This is a genomic window from Aliivibrio sp. EL58 (genome assembly GCF_900312675.1).
Taxonomy (GTDB): Bacteria; Pseudomonadota; Gammaproteobacteria; order Enterobacterales; family Vibrionaceae; genus Aliivibrio.
The window spans coordinates 201,653-219,979 of record NZ_OMPC01000006.1; the positions used below are offsets into that span (position 1 = coordinate 201,653).

General features: G+C 41.2%; 14 protein-coding genes. 5 read left to right on the forward strand and 9 right to left on the reverse strand.

Annotated elements, in window-relative coordinates; translation table 11 throughout:
- Positions 1–115 precede the first annotated feature (115 nt).
- From fadB to ED622_RS08275, 3 genes are all read left to right on the forward strand, one after another.
- The gene (fadB, locus tag ED622_RS08265) at positions 116–2,305 is read left to right on the forward strand and encodes a fatty acid oxidation complex subunit alpha FadB (RefSeq protein ID WP_122033423.1); all 2,190 of its coding nucleotides are present in this window, start codon (positions 116–118) and stop codon (positions 2,303–2,305) included.
- A gap of 13 nt (positions 2,306–2,318) precedes the next feature.
- Positions 2,319–3,482, forward strand: coding sequence for an acetyl-CoA C-acyltransferase FadA (gene fadA / locus ED622_RS08270; protein ID WP_122033424.1), 1,164 nt, complete (start codon positions 2,319–2,321; stop codon positions 3,480–3,482).
- 774 nt (positions 3,483–4,256) lie between these two features.
- The gene (locus ED622_RS08275; protein WP_122033425.1) at positions 4,257–5,237 is read left to right on the forward strand and encodes an MDR family oxidoreductase; all 981 of its coding nucleotides are present in this window, start codon (positions 4,257–4,259) and stop codon (positions 5,235–5,237) included.
- Between the two features lie 129 nt (positions 5,238–5,366).
- Here ED622_RS08275 and ED622_RS08280 read toward each other — a convergent pair whose 3' ends face one another.
- A complete protein-coding gene (locus ED622_RS08280) occupies positions 5,367–6,308 on the reverse strand; it encodes a LysR family transcriptional regulator (RefSeq protein ID WP_122033426.1) in 942 nt (313 codons plus the stop codon).
- Between the two features lie 161 nt (positions 6,309–6,469).
- Complete coding sequence (locus ED622_RS08285) at positions 6,470–6,661, reverse strand: hypothetical protein (protein ID WP_122033427.1); 192 nt, start codon at positions 6,659–6,661, stop codon at positions 6,470–6,472.
- Between the two features lie 185 nt (positions 6,662–6,846).
- Between ED622_RS08285 and tusA the strand changes: the two genes are divergently transcribed.
- Positions 6,847–7,098: a sulfurtransferase TusA gene (gene tusA, locus ED622_RS08290; protein WP_122033428.1), complete on the forward strand. Its 252-nt coding sequence runs from the start codon at positions 6,847–6,849 to the stop codon at positions 7,096–7,098.
- A gap of 59 nt (positions 7,099–7,157) precedes the next feature.
- On the opposite strand, the gene ED622_RS08295 is transcribed toward tusA, so the two are convergent.
- The 4 genes from ED622_RS08295 to glyQ form a co-directional block, all read right to left on the reverse strand.
- Positions 7,158–7,418 (reverse strand): hypothetical protein, encoded by a 261-nt coding sequence (locus ED622_RS08295; protein ID WP_122033429.1) that lies wholly within the window; start codon positions 7,416–7,418, stop codon positions 7,158–7,160.
- Positions 7,419–7,568: 150 nt separating this feature from the next.
- Entirely contained in the window at positions 7,569–9,194 is a 1,626-nt protein-coding gene (locus ED622_RS08300) for an alpha-amylase (protein ID WP_122033430.1), read from the reverse strand.
- Positions 9,195–9,338: 144 nt separating this feature from the next.
- Entirely contained in the window at positions 9,339–11,420 is a 2,082-nt protein-coding gene (glyS, locus tag ED622_RS08305) for a glycine--tRNA ligase subunit beta (protein ID WP_122033431.1), read from the reverse strand.
- 2 nt (positions 11,421–11,422) lie between these two features.
- Positions 11,423–12,355, reverse strand: coding sequence for a glycine--tRNA ligase subunit alpha (gene glyQ, locus ED622_RS08310; RefSeq protein WP_122033432.1), 933 nt, complete (start codon positions 12,353–12,355; stop codon positions 11,423–11,425).
- A 218-nt stretch (positions 12,356–12,573) separates the two neighbouring features.
- Between glyQ and ED622_RS08315 the strand changes: the two genes are divergently transcribed.
- Positions 12,574–13,821: a valine--pyruvate transaminase gene (locus ED622_RS08315; protein ID WP_122033433.1), complete on the forward strand. Its 1,248-nt coding sequence runs from the start codon at positions 12,574–12,576 to the stop codon at positions 13,819–13,821.
- Positions 13,822–14,021: 200 nt separating this feature from the next.
- On the opposite strand, the gene ibpA is transcribed toward ED622_RS08315, so the two are convergent.
- From ibpA to recF, 3 genes are all read right to left on the reverse strand, one after another.
- The gene (gene ibpA / locus ED622_RS08320; protein ID WP_017020776.1) at positions 14,022–14,456 is read right to left on the reverse strand and encodes a small heat shock chaperone IbpA; all 435 of its coding nucleotides are present in this window, start codon (positions 14,454–14,456) and stop codon (positions 14,022–14,024) included.
- A 344-nt stretch (positions 14,457–14,800) separates the two neighbouring features.
- On the reverse strand, positions 14,801–17,218 hold the full coding sequence (gene gyrB / locus ED622_RS08325; RefSeq protein WP_122033434.1) for a DNA topoisomerase (ATP-hydrolyzing) subunit B: 2,418 nt from the start codon (positions 17,216–17,218) through the stop codon (positions 14,801–14,803).
- A 17-nt stretch (positions 17,219–17,235) separates the two neighbouring features.
- On the reverse strand, positions 17,236–18,315 hold the full coding sequence (recF, locus tag ED622_RS08330) for a DNA replication/repair protein RecF (RefSeq protein WP_122033435.1): 1,080 nt from the start codon (positions 18,313–18,315) through the stop codon (positions 17,236–17,238).
- Between the last annotated feature and the right edge of the window lie 12 nt (positions 18,316–18,327).

The following is an 18,327-nucleotide window of genomic DNA, read 5'->3' on the forward strand; positions in this document are numbered from 1 at the left end:
TAAAATGTTAAATTTAATTTGATATCTGTTTATTTTAGCATCACTATTAACTGGTCAAACCAGATTATCATAATAACGAATACTTTATCTGGTTATCATTTCATGGAGATAGAAAATGATTTATCAAGGTGAAAACCTCTCTGTAGACTACATCGAATCAGGCATTGCTCACCTCGTATTTAATGCGACAGGCAGTGTAAACAAGCTCAACCTTGCTACCCTACATTCACTTGGCGAAGCCATTGATGCACTCTACAAACAAAAGGATTTACAAGCCCTCCTGCTCTCATCTGGCAAAAATGCCTTTATTGTCGGAGCAGACATTACTGAATTCCTAGGGCTATTTGATACCCCACCAGAAGAACTTAGTGATTGGTTACATCAAGCTAATATAATATTTAATAAGCTAGAAGACCTTCCTGTTCCGACCTTAACCGCTATTACTGGTTTTGCGCTTGGTGGCGGTTGTGAGTGCGTATTAGCAACCGATTTTCGTTTAGCAGATGAAACAGCATCGATCGGATTACCTGAAACACAACTCGGTATTATGCCTGGTTGGGGTGGTTCTGTTCGTTTACCTCGCTTAATTGGTGCCGACCCAGCGATGGAAGTCATCACTACAGGTAAGCCAAAACGTGCTAAAGACGCATTAACATTAGGTATGGTTGATGGTGTTGTTTCACGTGAAACCTTGATAGACGCGTCTGTTTCTATGCTTAAGCAAGCAATTGCAGGTGAATTGAATTGGCAACAACGTCGTGAACAAAAGAAAGCACCTCTGCAACTGTCTCCACTAGAAGCGGCAATGTCATTTAATGTCGCTAAAGGCATGATAATGAAAATGGCAGGAAAGCATTATCCTGCCCCTCTAACAGCGGTTAAATCAATTGAACACAGTGCTGCAATGAGCCGAGATGACGCATTAGCAGTAGAAAACAAAAACTTTGTTGCTCTAACTCGCACCGAAGTAGCAAAATCATTAGTTGGTATTTTCTTAAACGATCAGTTCGTTAAGAGCAAAGCAAAACAAGCGGTGAAAAATAGTGAGCCCGTAACAAGCGCGGCGGTTTTAGGTGCAGGGATCATGGGCGGTGGTATCGCTTATCAATCTGCATCAAAAGGTGTACCAATTTTAATGAAAGACATTGCTCAACCATCGTTAGATTTAGGTATGAACGAAGCATCTAAACTGCTTAATAAGCAATTAGAACGTGGGCGTTTATCTGGTTTGAAAATGGCTCAGGTACTCTCCTCTATTACTCCCTCTTTAAACTACGGTGGTATAGATAGCAAAGACGTTATTGTTGAAGCGGTTGTTGAAAATCCAACAATTAAAGCGGCAGTATTAGCGGAAGTTGAAAATGAAGTTAACGAAAATGCAATTTTAGCGTCGAATACTTCAACTATTCCAATTTCACTATTAGCAAAATCACTAAAGCGTCCTGAAAATTTCTGTGGTATGCATTTCTTCAACCCAGTGCACCGTATGCCACTTGTCGAAGTGATTCGTGGTGAGAAAACCTCACAACAAACCATTGATCGCGTCGTCGCTTACGCCTCTCAAATGGGTAAAACCCCAATTGTTGTTAATGACTGCCCAGGATTCTTTGTAAACCGTGTTCTTTTCCCTTATTTCGCAGGCTTTAGTTTATTGCTGCGTGATGGTGGCGATTACCAACAAATCGATAAAGTGATGGAAAAAGAGTTCGGTTGGCCAATGGGACCAGCTTACTTACTTGATGTGGTTGGTATTGATACGGCGCATCATGCTCAAGCGGTGATGGCACAAGGGTTCCCTGAGCGCATGGCTAAAAACGGTCGAGATGTTATTGATGCAATGTTTGATGAAGATCGCTATGGCCAGAAAAATAGCACTGGGTTCTATGCTTATAGCGTTGATAGAAAGGGAAAACCGAAGAAAAGTGTTGATGATGGCACCAGTGCGATCATTGCAACAGTAACCGATACAACTCAACCTTATACCTCAGAGCAAATTAGTGCTCGAATGATGATACCTATGATTAACGAAGTGATCCGATGCTTGGACGAAGGCATTATTGCTTCTCCAGCAGAAGCCGACATGGCGTTAGTGTATGGTTTAGGTTTCCCTCCATTTAAAGGCGGTGTTTTCCGCTACCTTGATGCGATTGGGTTATCTACTTACCTAGAGATGGCGAAAGAGTTTGAGCAACTTGGTGCGGTTTATCAAGTACCGGAAAGCATCAAACAAAAAGCAGCGGCCGGTGAGTGTTATTACCCTGCCCCTAAGTCACCATCAGTATCGACTCCATTAACGTCAGCCTAGGGAAGGATTTATCATGAAAAATGTAGTTATTGTTGATTGTATCCGTACGCCAATGGGTCGTTCTAAAAATGGTGTGTTTCGTCATACTCGCGCCGAAGATTTATCAGCGCACTTAATGAAAGGCTTAATAGAGCGAAATCCAAAAGTCGATCCGAATCAAATCGAAGACATCTACTGGGGTTGTGTTCAGCAAACCTTAGAGCAAGGGTTTAATATTGCTCGTAATGCCTCATTATTAGCTGGCTTACCAAAATCTATCGCTGCAACCACGGTTAACCGTTTATGTGGTTCATCTATGCAAGCACTGCATGATGCTTCTCGCGCTATCATGGTTGGTGATGCCGAAATTTGTATTATTGGCGGCGTCGAGCACATGGGCCACGTACCAATGAATCACGGTGTTGATTTCCATTCTGGTTTATCAAAAAGTGTGGCTAAAGCCTCTGGCATGATGGGTTTAACGGCTGAAATGTTAGGTAAGATGCACGGCATTACTCGTGAGCAACAAGATGCCTTTGCACTTGCGTCACACCAAAAAGCACATCGAGCAACAGTTGAAGGCTATTTTGATTCTGAAATTTTACCGATTGAAGGTCACGATGAAAATGGTGCTCTCACTTTAGTAAAACATGATGAAGTCATTCGCCCAGAAACCACACTTGAAGGGTTAGCTGCGCTGCGACCTGCCTTTGATCCTGCGAATGGTACCGTAACTGCGGGCACCTCATCTGCATTATCAGATGGTGCATCGGCAATGCTCGTTATGAGCGAAGAAAAAGCCAATGAATTAGGCTTAACCATTAGAGCGAAAGTTCGTTCAATGGCAGTCTCTGGCTGCGATCCATCCATCATGGGTTATGGACCAGTTCCAGCCACTCAAAAAGCACTGAAACGAGCAGGTTTATCGATTGATGAAATTGATTTGTTCGAATTGAATGAAGCGTTTGCAGCTCAATCCCTACCATGCATTAAAGATTTAGGTTTAATGGATGTCATGGAAGAGAAGATTAACTTAAATGGAGGGGCTATTGCGCTAGGACACCCATTAGGTTGTTCTGGATCTCGAATTGCCACCACGTTAATCAATAACATGGAACGTACTGGGGCTAAACTTGGTGTCGCGACTATGTGTATTGGTCTTGGTCAAGGTATCGCAACGGTATTCGAACGACCTTAGACAAAACATTCTAAATCGTAAAAACTAAAAAAGTCGCCTTCTTGGGCGACTTTTTTCGAGTTGATACCTAATTTGGTATCGTATTTATCATCTTATTTTTTAGAGATGATTTTTGTATCACGCGCTTGGTGGAACCAAAAACGCTTTCTGCCTGTTGATTTAGACATGAGATATCCTTCTTAACTTTAGTATAAACATGCATCAATACGATGCGCTTGTTTAGCCTGAGAAGAGATATTTATCTTATGTAATTTATACATAGAGAAGTTGTACGTTCTTTACCTCATCAATCTACTTATCTTAAAATAACGGTTTAAAAAAGTAGATAGCCCAATAACGATATTAGGTATAAAGCCAACGCATTTTCACAACTTCGATAGCACACGGTCATATTACATTATAAATAGATCCAGTTAGGCTTATTCGCTGCTAACGATCTGCTGAAATGTTCAATTATTAATAATTGGAAAAGTGAAATGAAACACGGAGATAATAGCTTTTTCGAAGATATTTTTCTGAGGGTTTTACTTGTACTTATTGCTTGTATTAATAACTCTATACATCAGAGCAAGGGTGCAAAATAACACGATCCAATAAAAAGTAAAGATCTTATTTACTCTTTTTTGAAAAATAATATCGCAGAGGATCTATGCAGAAAACGCATATTACTCATGTTTAAGTATCATTTTTTTTATTTGACTAACTCACCTACACTTATCTCATTGGTCAAACGCACTGTTTGATAATCGTTATTTATTCTTATTGGAGTTCGTTATGTTTAAAGCACTAGTTCTGAATCAAGAAGAGAGAAATACCATTGCTGCTGTTACTGAGATCGACGAGTCTCAGCTGCCTGAAGGTAATGTAAAAATCGATGTAAACTACTCTTCTCTAAACTATAAAGATGGCTTAGCGATTACTGGTAAAGGACGCATTGTTCGTAATTTCCCTATGGTTCCTGGTATTGATTTAGCCGGTGTTGTCTCTCAATCAGACGATGCTCGTTATAAAGCTGGCGATGAAGTCGTACTTACTGGCTGGGGCGTTGGTGAAGGTCATTGGGGCGGCATGGCTGAAAAAGCAAGCCTAAACGGTGACTGGTTAGTGCCAATGCCAAAAGGCTTAGACGCTAAAAAAGTAATGGCGATCGGTACGGCTGGTTTTACAGCAATGCTATGTGTTCAAGCGATTGTTGATGCGGGTATTAAACCAGAAGATGGTGAGATCTTAGTAACAGGTGCAAGCGGCGGTGTAGGTAGCGTATCAATCACGCTTCTTAACCAACTTGGCTACAAAGTTGCAGCGGTAACGGGTCGAGCTTCTTCAAATGGTGAACTGCTTAAATCATTAGGCGCATCACGCATTGTTGAGCGTAGCGAACTAGAAGAACCAGCAAAACCATTAGAAAAACAACTATGGGCTGGCGCAATTGATACTGTGGGTAGCAAGGTACTTGCTAAAGTATTAGCGCAAATTGATTACAACGGTGCAGTAGCAATATGTGGTCTTGCGGGTGGCTTTGATTTACCAACAACAGTAATGCCATTCATTCTACGTAATATACGTTTGCAAGGTGTTGACTCTGTAATGTGCCCTCGTGAAAAACGCATCAAAGCATGGGAACAACTGGCAGAACTTCTACCTGAGTCGTTCTACGCTCAAGCAACTAAAGAAGTCTCTCTTGATGAAGCAATTCAAGCAGCAGAAGACATCACTAACGGCCAAATCACTGGTCGTGTGGTAATCAAAATTTAGTATTACTCACTAGAAGAATTTAATACTAAGCCCTACCTAGCTTAGTATTAATGTGAAAACATCAGTAAACCAAGGCAGCCTAATCGCTGCCTTTTTTATGCTTTACATAACGATAGCTGGATATTCTTCTTATACAAAACCAATGTCTTCAATACGTTTTTCTATCAATTTACCACACTCTTCTTTTACCACTTTTCTTAACCACGCTTGGGCTGGAGAAGTATCGCAGCGTGCATGCCAAATAAGTGAATAATCAAATGGGGTAAATTCAAACGGTAATGGTTTAATCACAAGATCATATCTTTCAGCAACCAAGTAAGCGAGATCCGCAGGAACTGTGATCACTAGTGGCATTTTATCAACAATGGCCAACGCAGCTTCTAGGTGATACGCCCTAAGTACTTGCCTTCTTTCTCTTTGACCTAGTAATGCCGTATCTAATAATGCTTTTACGCCATCGCTGATCGCTATCATGGCATGAGGTAATGATAAATAATCATCTAGAGTCAGTGCTGATCCTGCAAGGGAATGGTTCTTAGATAACAAACACAGCACCCCAACCTGTCCCAATACGTCTTGTTTTAGTGGAGAAACAGAACCAATTGGACGACATATCGCCATATCCACTTTTTCAGTACTCAGCTGTTTAAACAAGTTCTCATGATTAAGAGAAGTAAACTCCAATGATATGTTCGGCGCTTGTTCGTAAATCTTAGGAAGTGCGTAAGGCAGGATCGTTTGCATCGCATAATCGGTGGTCGCAATTAAAAAATGCTGATCACAATACATAGGTGTAAAGTCACTCGGCGTGAGTAATTGACGCAAAGATTCCAGCGGTTGATTTATCTGCGCATTAATCTCTAAGGCTTTTTGAGTAGGGACTAAATGCTGCCCTTGTCGAGTAAATAATGGGTCACCCAGTAAGTCTCGTAATCGCCCCAAAACACGGCTCATTGCTGATTGACTCAAGTTAAGTCGAAGAGCTGCTTGACTAACACTGTTTTCTTCTAATAAGACTCTAAGTGCAATGAGTAAATTTAAATCACGGCGATAAACTTCTTCTAATTCCATTATCTACACCTATGTTTGATATACCTTAATGGTAATTACGTAGTTTAACGGTTTTAAAAATAAAAAAAATCCCGCAATTCATTCATTTCTTGTTGGAATCAAGAATGATAAAAAGGCGGGAAAGTTAGAGTGTGGTGTAATTTTTAATTGTTAAGGTGTTTCTAGTAATCTTTTTCTTCTGCGGTTTCACTTTCTGACCAGGTTTTTAACTCAATCGTCAGCGCGATCATAACGGAGGCAAGACTAATTAAAGGAAATAAACTGATATTTTCAGGGGTGCGTAAAACTAATGAGCAAATCGTAACAAGACAAAGTACACAATAAATAGTTAAGCGGTCAATTTGAGTAAGCATAATGCGATCCTTCTGTTGCTTTCTATCTATAGCTAAGAGTAGCTAAAACAACAAAATAACCGTCCAGTGTTAATTTATTGTTAATAATTAATTTACGCTCTTTCCAGTTCTTTTCCAATGTGTATTGATTATTTTTTTTACAGCAGTATGATCTTGGTCGCCTTTAACTGTAAAGAGATACAACGATGACCATCAACTTTGATAGCGCGACCCAAATACTAGAAGCGGAAGGATTACGCTGTCCTGAACCAGTAATGATGGTTAGAAAAACAATTCGACAGATGGAGGATGGTGACACCTTGCTGATCAAAGCGGATGACCCATCCACAACTCGCGACATTCCGAGTTTTTGCCGCTTTATGGATCATGAACTTATCGCTGAAGATACAGATACCCTCCCTTACCGATTTTTAATTCGTAAAGGACTTCCAGCGTAAGAAATGATAAAGGCGACCCTATTGGTCGCCTTTATGCTATTTCCATTATAAACAAACAGCTATTGAGTTTGTGTACTGATGTCTCGCACTTGTTTCTGAATATTTTCAATCTCATGCTGTAAGTTACGCATCTCTTTCTTCATTGGTAATACGTAATGAACACGAACCCAAGCATCCACAGATAATGCAGTAGTGACAATCGCCCCTACTACCATGGGTACCCACATATCGGTTAATACCATTCCTAATAAATTAAGTGCTAATGCCACTGTAAATAAATAGCACTGGCTTTGTGGTGAGATAGCTAAAAAGCGAGTCATGATAAGCTCCTTTCCTTTAAGAAACAGATACCAATACAACTAATTATAGCTATAGATTACCACCTCTATTACAAAACCTATGTGGCTAGTATCACACTCTTATTCGGATTTTATGAAAGTTTGATGACACCGTTCATCACAATCAAACCTCTATTCCCCCGTATACACAATCATCACTTTATCTGATTCATTTTTGCGTATAACAGCATAATAAGGCTCTTGTTTAACGACTTGATAATCACCTTGTACTATCGCGGAATGATTCCCTCTAAAAGAGAGTAATTTCTTCCAATGAGAACGCAAAGACCAATATTGGCCTGTCGCATCTTCCCAATTCATCATGCTATATAAGTCACCAGGCTTGGCACTTTCATCGCCATACCAGATGGAAACACTGCCATTAGACAGTAACAAGGTCGAGGCAGCATCTCGATACTGTGCATAATTGTCAGTCGTTAATTCTGGTTGTTTATCTTTATCAAACCAAGTGAGTGCATGTATTGGCGCTTTATCTTGTGCATTAGTTTGATCATTTAACGGTAAGCATTGGGATTCAATAGTATGAATTTGGGGAATAAAATGATTTTGGTTTTCTAAATCAACAATAATAAATGAAGAACCTTCAAGCGCTTTGTATTGATTGTCTTTCTTCCACGCTTCAAGTGCTTTGCTGCCTTGAGCTTCAAACTGTTTGGTTAATTGTGGTGTAGATTGGGATAAAACAAGCCCATCAATACCAAATTTAGACACCCATGACGTTACCCACTGAGTTAATAGCGCGTCTTTCTTTTTACTTTCTTGAGTCACTTCTGTGGTCGGTTTATTGATAAAAAACTCTGGCGTCGACACGGTTCCTTCATACTTCAGATCAGACCAATCAGAAGACCACCACTGTGGAATTTGACCACTCTCATCGTTAAATGCATCAAGATAATGAGTTAGATTTTGCCCTTCTTTTGGTTGCCAATCATTCCAATAACTTGGTAGTTCACTGCCATCTTGCGGTTGAACCGTAAATTGCTGTAGATCGGCAAGGCTTGGCTTGGAAGGTGCTGAATCAATACTCCACACCACTCGCATTCCCAATTGATGAGCAGAATCTATAAAGCTCCTCATCTCTTGTTCGCTACCCATGTTGGTATCAAGCTGAGTCCAATCTAGTGTTGCTCCGCCTGCATATGGGTATTCAGGTGTGTTTCCATCTTTACCAGGAAGCCAACCGTGAACTTGTTCTAATGGCGTCGAAAGCCACAATACATCAACACCTAACTCAGCCAAATAATCTAACTTCTTCGTTAAGCCTGCGATATCACCGCCTTTAAAGCCTTGAGCTGATGTTTGACGACCATAACTGTGGTCATTCCAACTGTTTCCATTATAAAAACGATCAGTGGCGATATGATAAAACGTGGCACTCTGCCATTGAAAATCAATCTTCTCTTTTTCTGATTCTAATACTGATATAGATTCTAATAAAAGTAATCCACCACTATGACGGCTTGGCGTTAATGTTATCTGGCCGTCTTTAACCTGAGCAATATCGCCAGAGTAAGCATCTGTAACCACATCACCTTCAGACCACAGTTCAGAAACCGTCACTGTAACAGGCTGAATACCTAATGAAGGACATACAGTCTCTTTATGAATAGTTTGATCTGCTGAAGTAACCTCAGTTGTTATAGAAGCGTTTGAATTATCCGTAGATGGTAACGAGGTACTTTGACACCCGGCCAGAAAAGAAAGAGAGATAAACGTTGCACACACAGATAATTTCATCGAAACCAGCGGCCTAATAAAAAAGAAGAACATCAATTGTAGTCACTGTTAGTCATATAATTAACCTCTAATTTTCGAAAATACGAGATCTAGACAAAAAAATACCCCGCAAAAGCGAGGCATTTCATGAAATAGAGTTATTTCTTATTTTTGAAGAAGAGAAATATCCGCAATATCTAAGAACAGATTACGAAGCTTGTTAAGCAGCGTTAAGCGGTTAATCTTAAGTGCTTCATCATCAGCCATAACCATTACACCATCAAAGAAGGCATCAACAGGTTCACGTAACTCAGCTAAACGACTTAGTGCTTCTTGATAGTTACCTGCAGCAAATACAGGCTCTAGTGCTTCAGCTAGGATCTCTACTTTCTCAGCCAATACTTTCTCTGCACCTTCTTGAAGAAGAGCAAGATCGATTTCTTGAGCCAGTTCACCATCGAATTTCGCAAGGATATTACCTACACGCTTATTCGCAGCCGCTAGAGATTCAGCAGCGTCTAGTTCACGGAAGTGAGATACCGCTTTCACACGCTTATCAAAATCAGCAGGCTTAGTTGGGCGACGAGCAAGTACCGCTTGGATGATGTCTACGCTGAAACCTTCATCTTGGTACCATGCACGGAAACGACCTAGCATGAAATCAATCACGTCAGTGTCTACATTTGCATTCGTTAGCTTAGTTGACCCATCTTCTAGAGCAAATAGAGATTGCGCTTTAGCCACTAGATCAACTAGGTCTAAGTTGTAATCTTTTTCAACGATGATTCGTAGGATACCCAGTGCAGCACGACGAAGTGCAAATGGATCAGAACCTTTTGGTGCTTGACCAATGCCGAAGATACCCACAAGTGTATCTAGTTTATCTGCCATTGCTACTGATGCAGATACGTCAGTACTTGGTAGATCATCACCAGCGAAACGAGGCATGTATTGCTCGTAAAGCGCTAATGCAACTTGTGCATCTTCACCATCGTGAGTTGCATAGTGCATACCCATAACACCTTGAGTATCTGTAAATTCAAATACCATTGATGTCATTAAGTCACATTTAGCAAGTAGACCTGCACGTTGAGATTTCTCAACATCCGCACCAATTTGCTCTGCGATGTAGCCAGCAAGCTCAGTAATACGGTCTGTTTTGTCTTTAATTGTGCCCAATTGCTTTTGGAAGATAGCTTGTTCTAATTCAGGCAGACGGTCGATAAGCGGACGCTTACGGTCTGTATTGAAGAAGAACTCAGCATCAGCAAGACGCGGACGAACCACTTTCTCATTACCTTCGATAATGTGACGAGGCTCTTTAGATTCGATGTTAGTAACAAAGATGAAGTTAGGAAGTAGGTTCTTCTCTTGATCATATACTGGGAAGTATTTTTGATCGCCCTTCATTGTGTAAACTAGCGCTTCAGAAGGAACGTTTAAGAACTCTTGCTCGAACTTAGCGGTTAATACAACAGGCCATTCAACCAGAGACGTTACTTCTTCAACTAATTCATCTTCTAGATCTGCAATACCACCAACTTCTTGAGCTGCTTTTTGAGCATCAGCAAGGATGATCGCTTTACGCGCATCGTAGTCAGCCATTACTTTACCGCGCTCTTCTAAGATAGCAGGGTATTGGTCAGCAGAATCAATCGTAAACTCGCTTTCACCCATGAAACGGTGACCACGGATAGTACGAGTAGAAGCAACACCTAGGATAGAGCCTTCAACTAATTCGTCACCCAATAGGATAGTCAGTGTTTTCACTGGACGAATGAATTGAATGTCTGAGTTACCCCAACGCATTGCTTTAGGAATTGGTAAGCCAGCAAGTGCTTTTGCTGCTAATTCAACAACAAGCTCTTGTACCGGTTGGCCTTTAACTGCTTCTTTATGAAGTAACCATTCGCCTTTGTCTGTTTTTAGACGCTCAGCTTGTTCTACAGTAATACCATTACCACGAGCCCAACCTTGAGCCGCTTTAGTCGGGTTACCGTCAGCATCAAACGCAGAAGCAATTGCAGGACCACGCTTTTCAACGATTTTATCTGCTTGGCCTTCGTCTAATTCAGCCACTTTAAGCGCTAAACGACGAGGGGTTGCGTACCATTTAACACCTTGGTGTGCTAAATCTGCCGCTTTAAGACCAGCTTCAAAGTTAGCAGCAAACGCTTCAGCTAATGAACGAAGTGCTTTTGGTGGAAGCTCTTCAGTACCTAATTCGATTAGAAAATTCTTCGCCATGATTACTTCTCCTCAGTTGCTGTCGGTTTATTAGAACGACACATAGGGAAGCCTAATGCTTCACGTGATGCATAGTATGCTTCTGCAACCGATTTAGTTAAGTTACGAATACGAAGAATGTAACGTTGGCGCTCAGTTACTGAGATCGCTTTACGAGCATCTAACAGGTTGAATGCATGACCTGCTTTTAGAATGCGCTCGTACGCTGGAAGAGGTAGCGGCTTTTCAAGCTCAAGCAACTCTTTACACTCTTTCTCACACTGATCGAAGAAACCAAATAGGAAATCAACGTCTGCGTGTTCAAAGTTGTACGTAGATTGCTCAACTTCGTTTTGGTGGAAAATGTCACCGTAAGTAACCACACCTTGAGGGCCGTTGTTCCATACAAGATCGTAAACCGAATCTACTTCTTGGATGTACATAGCAAGACGCTCAATACCGTAAGTGATTTCACCAGTAACTGGTTTACACTCAAGGCCACCAACTTGTTGGAAGTAGGTAAATTGCGTTACTTCCATACCATTTAGCCAGATTTCCCAGCCTAGACCCCAAGCGCCCAATGTTGGGTTTTCCCAGTTGTCTTCTACGAAACGAATATCATGAACAAGAGGATCGATACCAAGCACTTCTAAAGAACCTAAGTACAGCTCTTGAATGTTATCTGGAGAAGGCTTTAACGCTACCTGAAATTGATAGTAGTGCTGCAGACGGTTAGGGTTTTCACCATAACGGCCATCCGTAGGACGACGAGATGGTTGAACATAAGCGGTAGCCATTGGCTCTGGGCCAAGTGCACGCAGACATGTCATTGGGTGAGACGTACCTGCGCCCACTTCCATATCTAATGGCTGTACAATCGTACAACCCTGTTGTGCCCAATAATCCTGCAGCGCGAGGATCATTCCCTGGAAGGTTTTGATATCGTATTTTTGCATAATTTAATTCGCGCGATGGTTGATAAATATAACCAAGAAGTATACCTCGCTGACCCCTTTGGGAGTAGCAAAAATAAGCACTTTATGAAAAATCACGTTGAGTTTACGGCCTAAGCAATGAAATAAGGGCTTATCTTGGCTCTTTATCTCTGTTTGGTGTTGAGGTATGTTGTTAAAACAATCAGTACATCCACTCTCTAATTATCACGGTAGTCGTAATGAAGTTTACTCAATTTGGCGAAAAATTTACTCGTTACAGCGGGATCACCCAATTAATGGATGACCTAAATGATGGCTTACGCACCCCTGGCGCGATCATGCTCGGTGGCGGTAACCCTGCAGGCATTCCCGCCATGCTCGACTACTTTAAAGGCGCCTCACAAAAAATGCTCGATTCAGGTGAATTGGTAGCAGCAATGGCCAACTATGATGGCCCGCAAGGCAAAGACAGCTTTGTGAAAGCGTTGGCTAATTTACTTAAAGAAACCTACGGTTGGGATATCAGCTCTAAAAACATCAGCCTAACCAATGGTTCTCAAAGTGCATTTTTTAGCTTATTCAATTTATTAGCAGGTACTTATGCTGATGGCTCTAAAAAGAAAATTTTATTGCCTCTTGCGCCTGAATACATTGGTTATGCGGATTCTGAATTAGAAGTTGATAGCTTCATTTCTTATCGTCCAGAGATTGAATTGCTCGACAACGGTTTGTTTAAATACCATGTCGATTTTAGCCAACTAAAAGTTGATGATTCTGTTGGGGCTATCTGTATTTCTCGCCCTACAAATCCGACAGGCAATGTAATTACTGATGATGAAGTGATTAAACTGGATAAACTAGCGCGTGAAAATAATATTCCATTAATTCTCGATAATGCTTATGGCACCCCTTTCCCGAATATTATCTTTGAAGAAGTCACGCCATTTTGGAATGAAAATACCATTCTTTGTATGAGCCTTTCTAAATTAGGTTTACCGGGCTTACGCTGTGGCATCGTGATTGCCAATGAGAAAATGACAGAAGCGATGACCAATCTAAACGGCATTATCAGTTTAGCGCCGGGAAGTATGGGACCTGCTATTGGTCTGCACATGATTGAGTCGGGTGATTTATTGCGTTTAAGTGAAGACGTAATACAGCCGTTCTACCGTCACAAATCTCAAGCTGCCGTTAAGATGCTACAAACGGCGATTACCGATCCTCGCTTTCGAATTCACAAACCAGAAGGCGCTATTTTCTTGTGGTTATGGTTTGATGAACTGCCAATCACCACAATGGAACTATACAAACGCTTGAAAGCACGCGGCGTATTAATTGTCCCTGGTGAATACTTCTTTATTGGCCAAGACGACAGCTGGGATCATGCTCACCAATGCTTACGTATGAACTACGTACAAGATGAAGCCATGATGCAAAAAGGCATCGATATCATTGCTGAAGAAGTGTTGAAGGCGTATTCAGAGTAGATAAACTGTACTCATGACTCATTGCTTTTCCATCACCAACAAATGGCAATATCAAGTGTTGAATGATCATCAATGACAAACAGCATTGGTGATTCCAAAGCAATAAGTCATCACTATTTCTAATACCCGCGGTAATAAAATACAGACATAAAAAAGGCGCTATCACAGCGCCTTCATTTCAAATTTTTACCAATATACGATTAGCTTTCCAGTAAGTTACTGCCGTTAATAGCAATCTTACGTGGTTGCATCGCTTCTGGAATTTCACGTTCTAAATCAACATGCAGTAAACCATTCTCCATGGTTGCGCCCACCACTTTCACGTAATCCGCTAACTGGAATTTACGCTCAAAGTTACGCTCTGCAATACCTTGGTATAAATAGGTTTTAGTTTCATCAGCGTCAGGACGTTCACCACGTACAATCAGCATATTTTCGTGTTGAGTTAAATCGATTTGTTCTTCAGCAAAACCCGCCACCGCCATGGTTATACGGTAGTTATGTTCAGATTTTTGCTCGATGTTGTACGGAGGGTAACCGCCATTTGTTTTTGCCGTGTTATTTTCCATTAGATTGAAAAGACGATCAAAACCAATTGCTGAACGGTACAGTGGAGTGAAATCTACATTACGCATAATACTATCCTTTACTTTAAGCAATAGTGAGCACAACTACCCCAAACTTGGGTCCTTAGTTGACTCTATCAAATTATAAGACTTTCCATTTTGGACAAGTCATTTTCAAAAGACCCTTTCGGCATCCTCTTCATAACTAGATATGCGGCTCAGTGGGTTTACTTTCAAGAGAATAGACAAAAAAAAGCACCGCTAATTAGCAGTGCTTTCTAATAACTCTAAATTCTAAGTTGAGATAAATTGCCGCTGTAATCGCTTAGTTCAAGGAGAAGGCGCGGAGCTTATGAATATAAGCGAGCACCTTCGACGCAGAAATTAGTGATTACAGCAAATATTTACTCAGCTTAGACGTCTAAGTTAGCAACGCGCAATGCGTTTTCTTCAATGAAGTTACGACGCGGCTCAACATGATCACCCATTAGCGTAGTAAACAACTCATCCGCACTTACTGCGTCATTAATCGTTACTTGCATCATACGGCGAGAATCAGGATCCATCGTTGTTTCCCAAAGCTGCTCAGGGTTCATCTCACCTAGACCTTTGTAACGTTGTAAGTAAACGCCACGACGAGAGTCCTTGATCAACCATGCAATCGCTTCATCCAGTGTTTCTACTGGTTGTTTACGCTCACCACGTTGTGCATAAGCACCTTCTTCAATCAGACCATTAAGTGCTTCTGATAAATCAGCGATACGACCGTACTCTTTCGAGTTAAGCAGATCTGCACTTAATACGTATTCATGCTGAACACCGTGAGTACGAACAACAAGCTTAGGCTGGTGAATATTTAACTCTTCGTTAAAATCTAGCGCTGGATTGTATTGGCTTGCACCAGTTTCGTGCTCGTTAAGATCAGCAACTAATGCCTCAGTCCATGCTTGAACTGTCGCTTCGTTTTCACACTCTTCTTGAGTTAAACGAGGCGTGTAAACTAAACGATTTAATAGCGCTAATGGGTAACGACGACTCATACGCTCAATCAACTTAACCACACCATTAAAGGTACGAATTAAATTCTCAAGCTCTTGACCAAAGATAGACTCGTTTGGATTAACAAATAACGCTGCGTTATCTAACGCTTGCGTGATTTGGTATTCACCCATCGCTTCTTCATCTTTAATGTATTGCTCTTGTTTACCTTTCTTCACTTTGTAAAGTGGTGGTTGAGCAATGTAGATGTAGCCACGTTCAATCAACTCAGGCATTTGACGGTAGAAGAAAGTCAAAAGTAGAGTACGGATGTGAGAACCATCGACATCGGCATCGGTCATGATGATGATGTTGTGGTAACGCAGTTTATCCGGATTGTATTCGTCACGACCAATACCACAACCTAATGCAGTAATTAGCGTACCAACCTCTTGAGAAGAGATCATTTTATCAAAACGTGCTTTTTCTACGTTAAGAATTTTACCTTTAAGCGGAAGGATCGCTTGGTTTTTACGGTTACGTCCCTGCTTGGCTGAACCGCCAGCAGAGTCCCCTTCCACTATGTATAGTTCAGATTGTGCAGGATCTTTTTCCTGACAATCAGCAAGCTTACCAGGAAGACCTGCAATATCTAACGCGCCTTTACGACGAGTCATTTCACGAGCTTTACGAGCCGCTTCACGTGCACGAGCTGCATCAATGATTTTAGAACAAACCATTTTTGCTTCGCCTGGGTTTTCCGCTAAGAATTCAGCTAATTTTTCATTCATTGCCGATTCAACCGCAGACTTCACTTCTGAAGAAACCAGTTTGTCTTTAGTTTGGCTTGAGAATTTAGGATCAGGAACTTTAACAGAAACAACCGCCGTTAGACCTTCACGCGCATCATCACCTGATGCAGATGATTTCGCTTTCTTAGAAAAGCCTTCTTTGTCCATGAAGGTATTTAATGTACGCGTTAACGCTGAACGGAAGCCAGATAAGTGAGCACCACCATCGCGTTGAGGGATGTTATTGGTGTAACAGAAGATGTTCTCTTGGTAAGAATCATTCCACTGCATAGCAACTTCAACAACAATACCGTCTTCTTTGCGCTCAGCATCAAAGTAGAATATTTTTTGGTGAACAGGCGTTTTATTACGGTTTAAATGAGTAACGAACGCTTGAATACCACCTTCGAACATGAAGTGATCAGATTTATCTTCTTCACGCATGTCTTGTAGAATAATAGACACGCCAGAGTTCAAGAATGAAAGTTCACGTAGACGTTTAGCTAAGATGTCATACACAAACTCAACGTTTGTAAATGTTTGCTCACTAGGCCAAAAACGAATTTTAGTACCTGTTGTGTCTGTTGTGCCCACAACCGCTAATGGCGCTTGAGGTTCACCGTGACAATACGTTTGTTGAAAGATTTCACCTTTACGATTAATCGTTAGTTCAACTTTTTCAGACAATGCGTTTACAACTGAAACACCTACGCCGTGAAGACCGCCAGATACTTTATAAGAGTTATCATCAAACTTACCACCAGCGTGAAGTACCGTCATGATAACTTCTGCTGCAGATACGCCTTCTTCTTCGTGAATTTCAGTTGGAATACCACGGCCATCATCAGTAACAGAAACAGAGTTATCTTCGTGAATCGTTACAATAATATCATTACAGTGACCAGCAAGAGCTTCATCGATTGAGTTATCGACAACCTCAAACACCATGTGGTGAAGACCAGTACCGTCGTCGGTGTCGCCGATATACATACCCGGACGTTTACGTACCGCATCCAGACCTTTTAGTACTTTAATACTCGATGAATCATAATTTTCTGACATGAGTTACTCTCGCGTTTTTATCCTTGGGCTATTTTGCCATGTTCTATCTTGAACATCTTGCTTTCTTCATCATGCATATCTGCAATCTGATCAGCAGTTATTGAACTAATAAACACCTGTGCCTTCGTCTGTTTCAAATATTGAGCCAGCAATTGGCGACGGTGACTATCCAGTTCAGAAGCAAAATCGTCTATTAAATAGATGCACTGCTTTCCTGTTGCCTCAGTTAAATGTTGTCCTTGCGCTAATCGTAACGCACATACCATCAACTTAAGTTGACCACGAGACAACACATCCTCAACAGGAGTGCCTGCAACTTTAATTCGTAAGTCGGCTTTATTTGGGCCGCCGACGGTATAGCCCAGCTGTTTATCTCGCTCAAAGTTTTTCTTGAGCAAATCTGCGTATGGGGTTTCTCTGTCCCAACCGCGATAGTATGACAGCTTTATGTCATATTCAGGTAAGAATGCCTGACATATTTGTTGAGTCGCTTCAGATATGTGATTGATGTAGTCTACACGCCATTGATCTATTTTTTCAGCCAATTGCGCCAGTTCTAAATCCCAGTAGCTTAACTCTCGATAACTGTGTGCCGTTTTTAATAATGCGTTACGTTGTTTAGTTAGTCGCTTCACTCGACTCCATGCTTCATAAAAAGCAGGTTCCACGTGAAACACTCCCCAATCAATAAACGCTCGGCGAAATTTAGGGCCATCAGTAACTAATTCAAACCCTTCTGGGTGGATCAGTTGAAGTGGTAAAACCTTGGCTAATTGTGCCAGTTTTTGACCACTTTCTCCGCCTATTTTAACTTCAGTTGTCCCATCACGCTGTTTATTTATGCCGATTGGCAATTCAAGCTTATCTGGAGTGGTAAAACGTCCATGAATAAAAAGCTCGTCACAGTCATTTCGAATAATTCGACCTGTTAACGAGCTTTTAAATGAACGACCGTGTCCGAGCAAATATATCGCTTCTAAAACACTGGTTTTGCCACTGCCATTAGCACCAGTAACAAAGTTAAATCCTGATGATAATTGAATATCGCACGTCTTTATATTGCGAAAATCATTAATAATTAAGCGTGATAATGGCATTGAAATTTAATA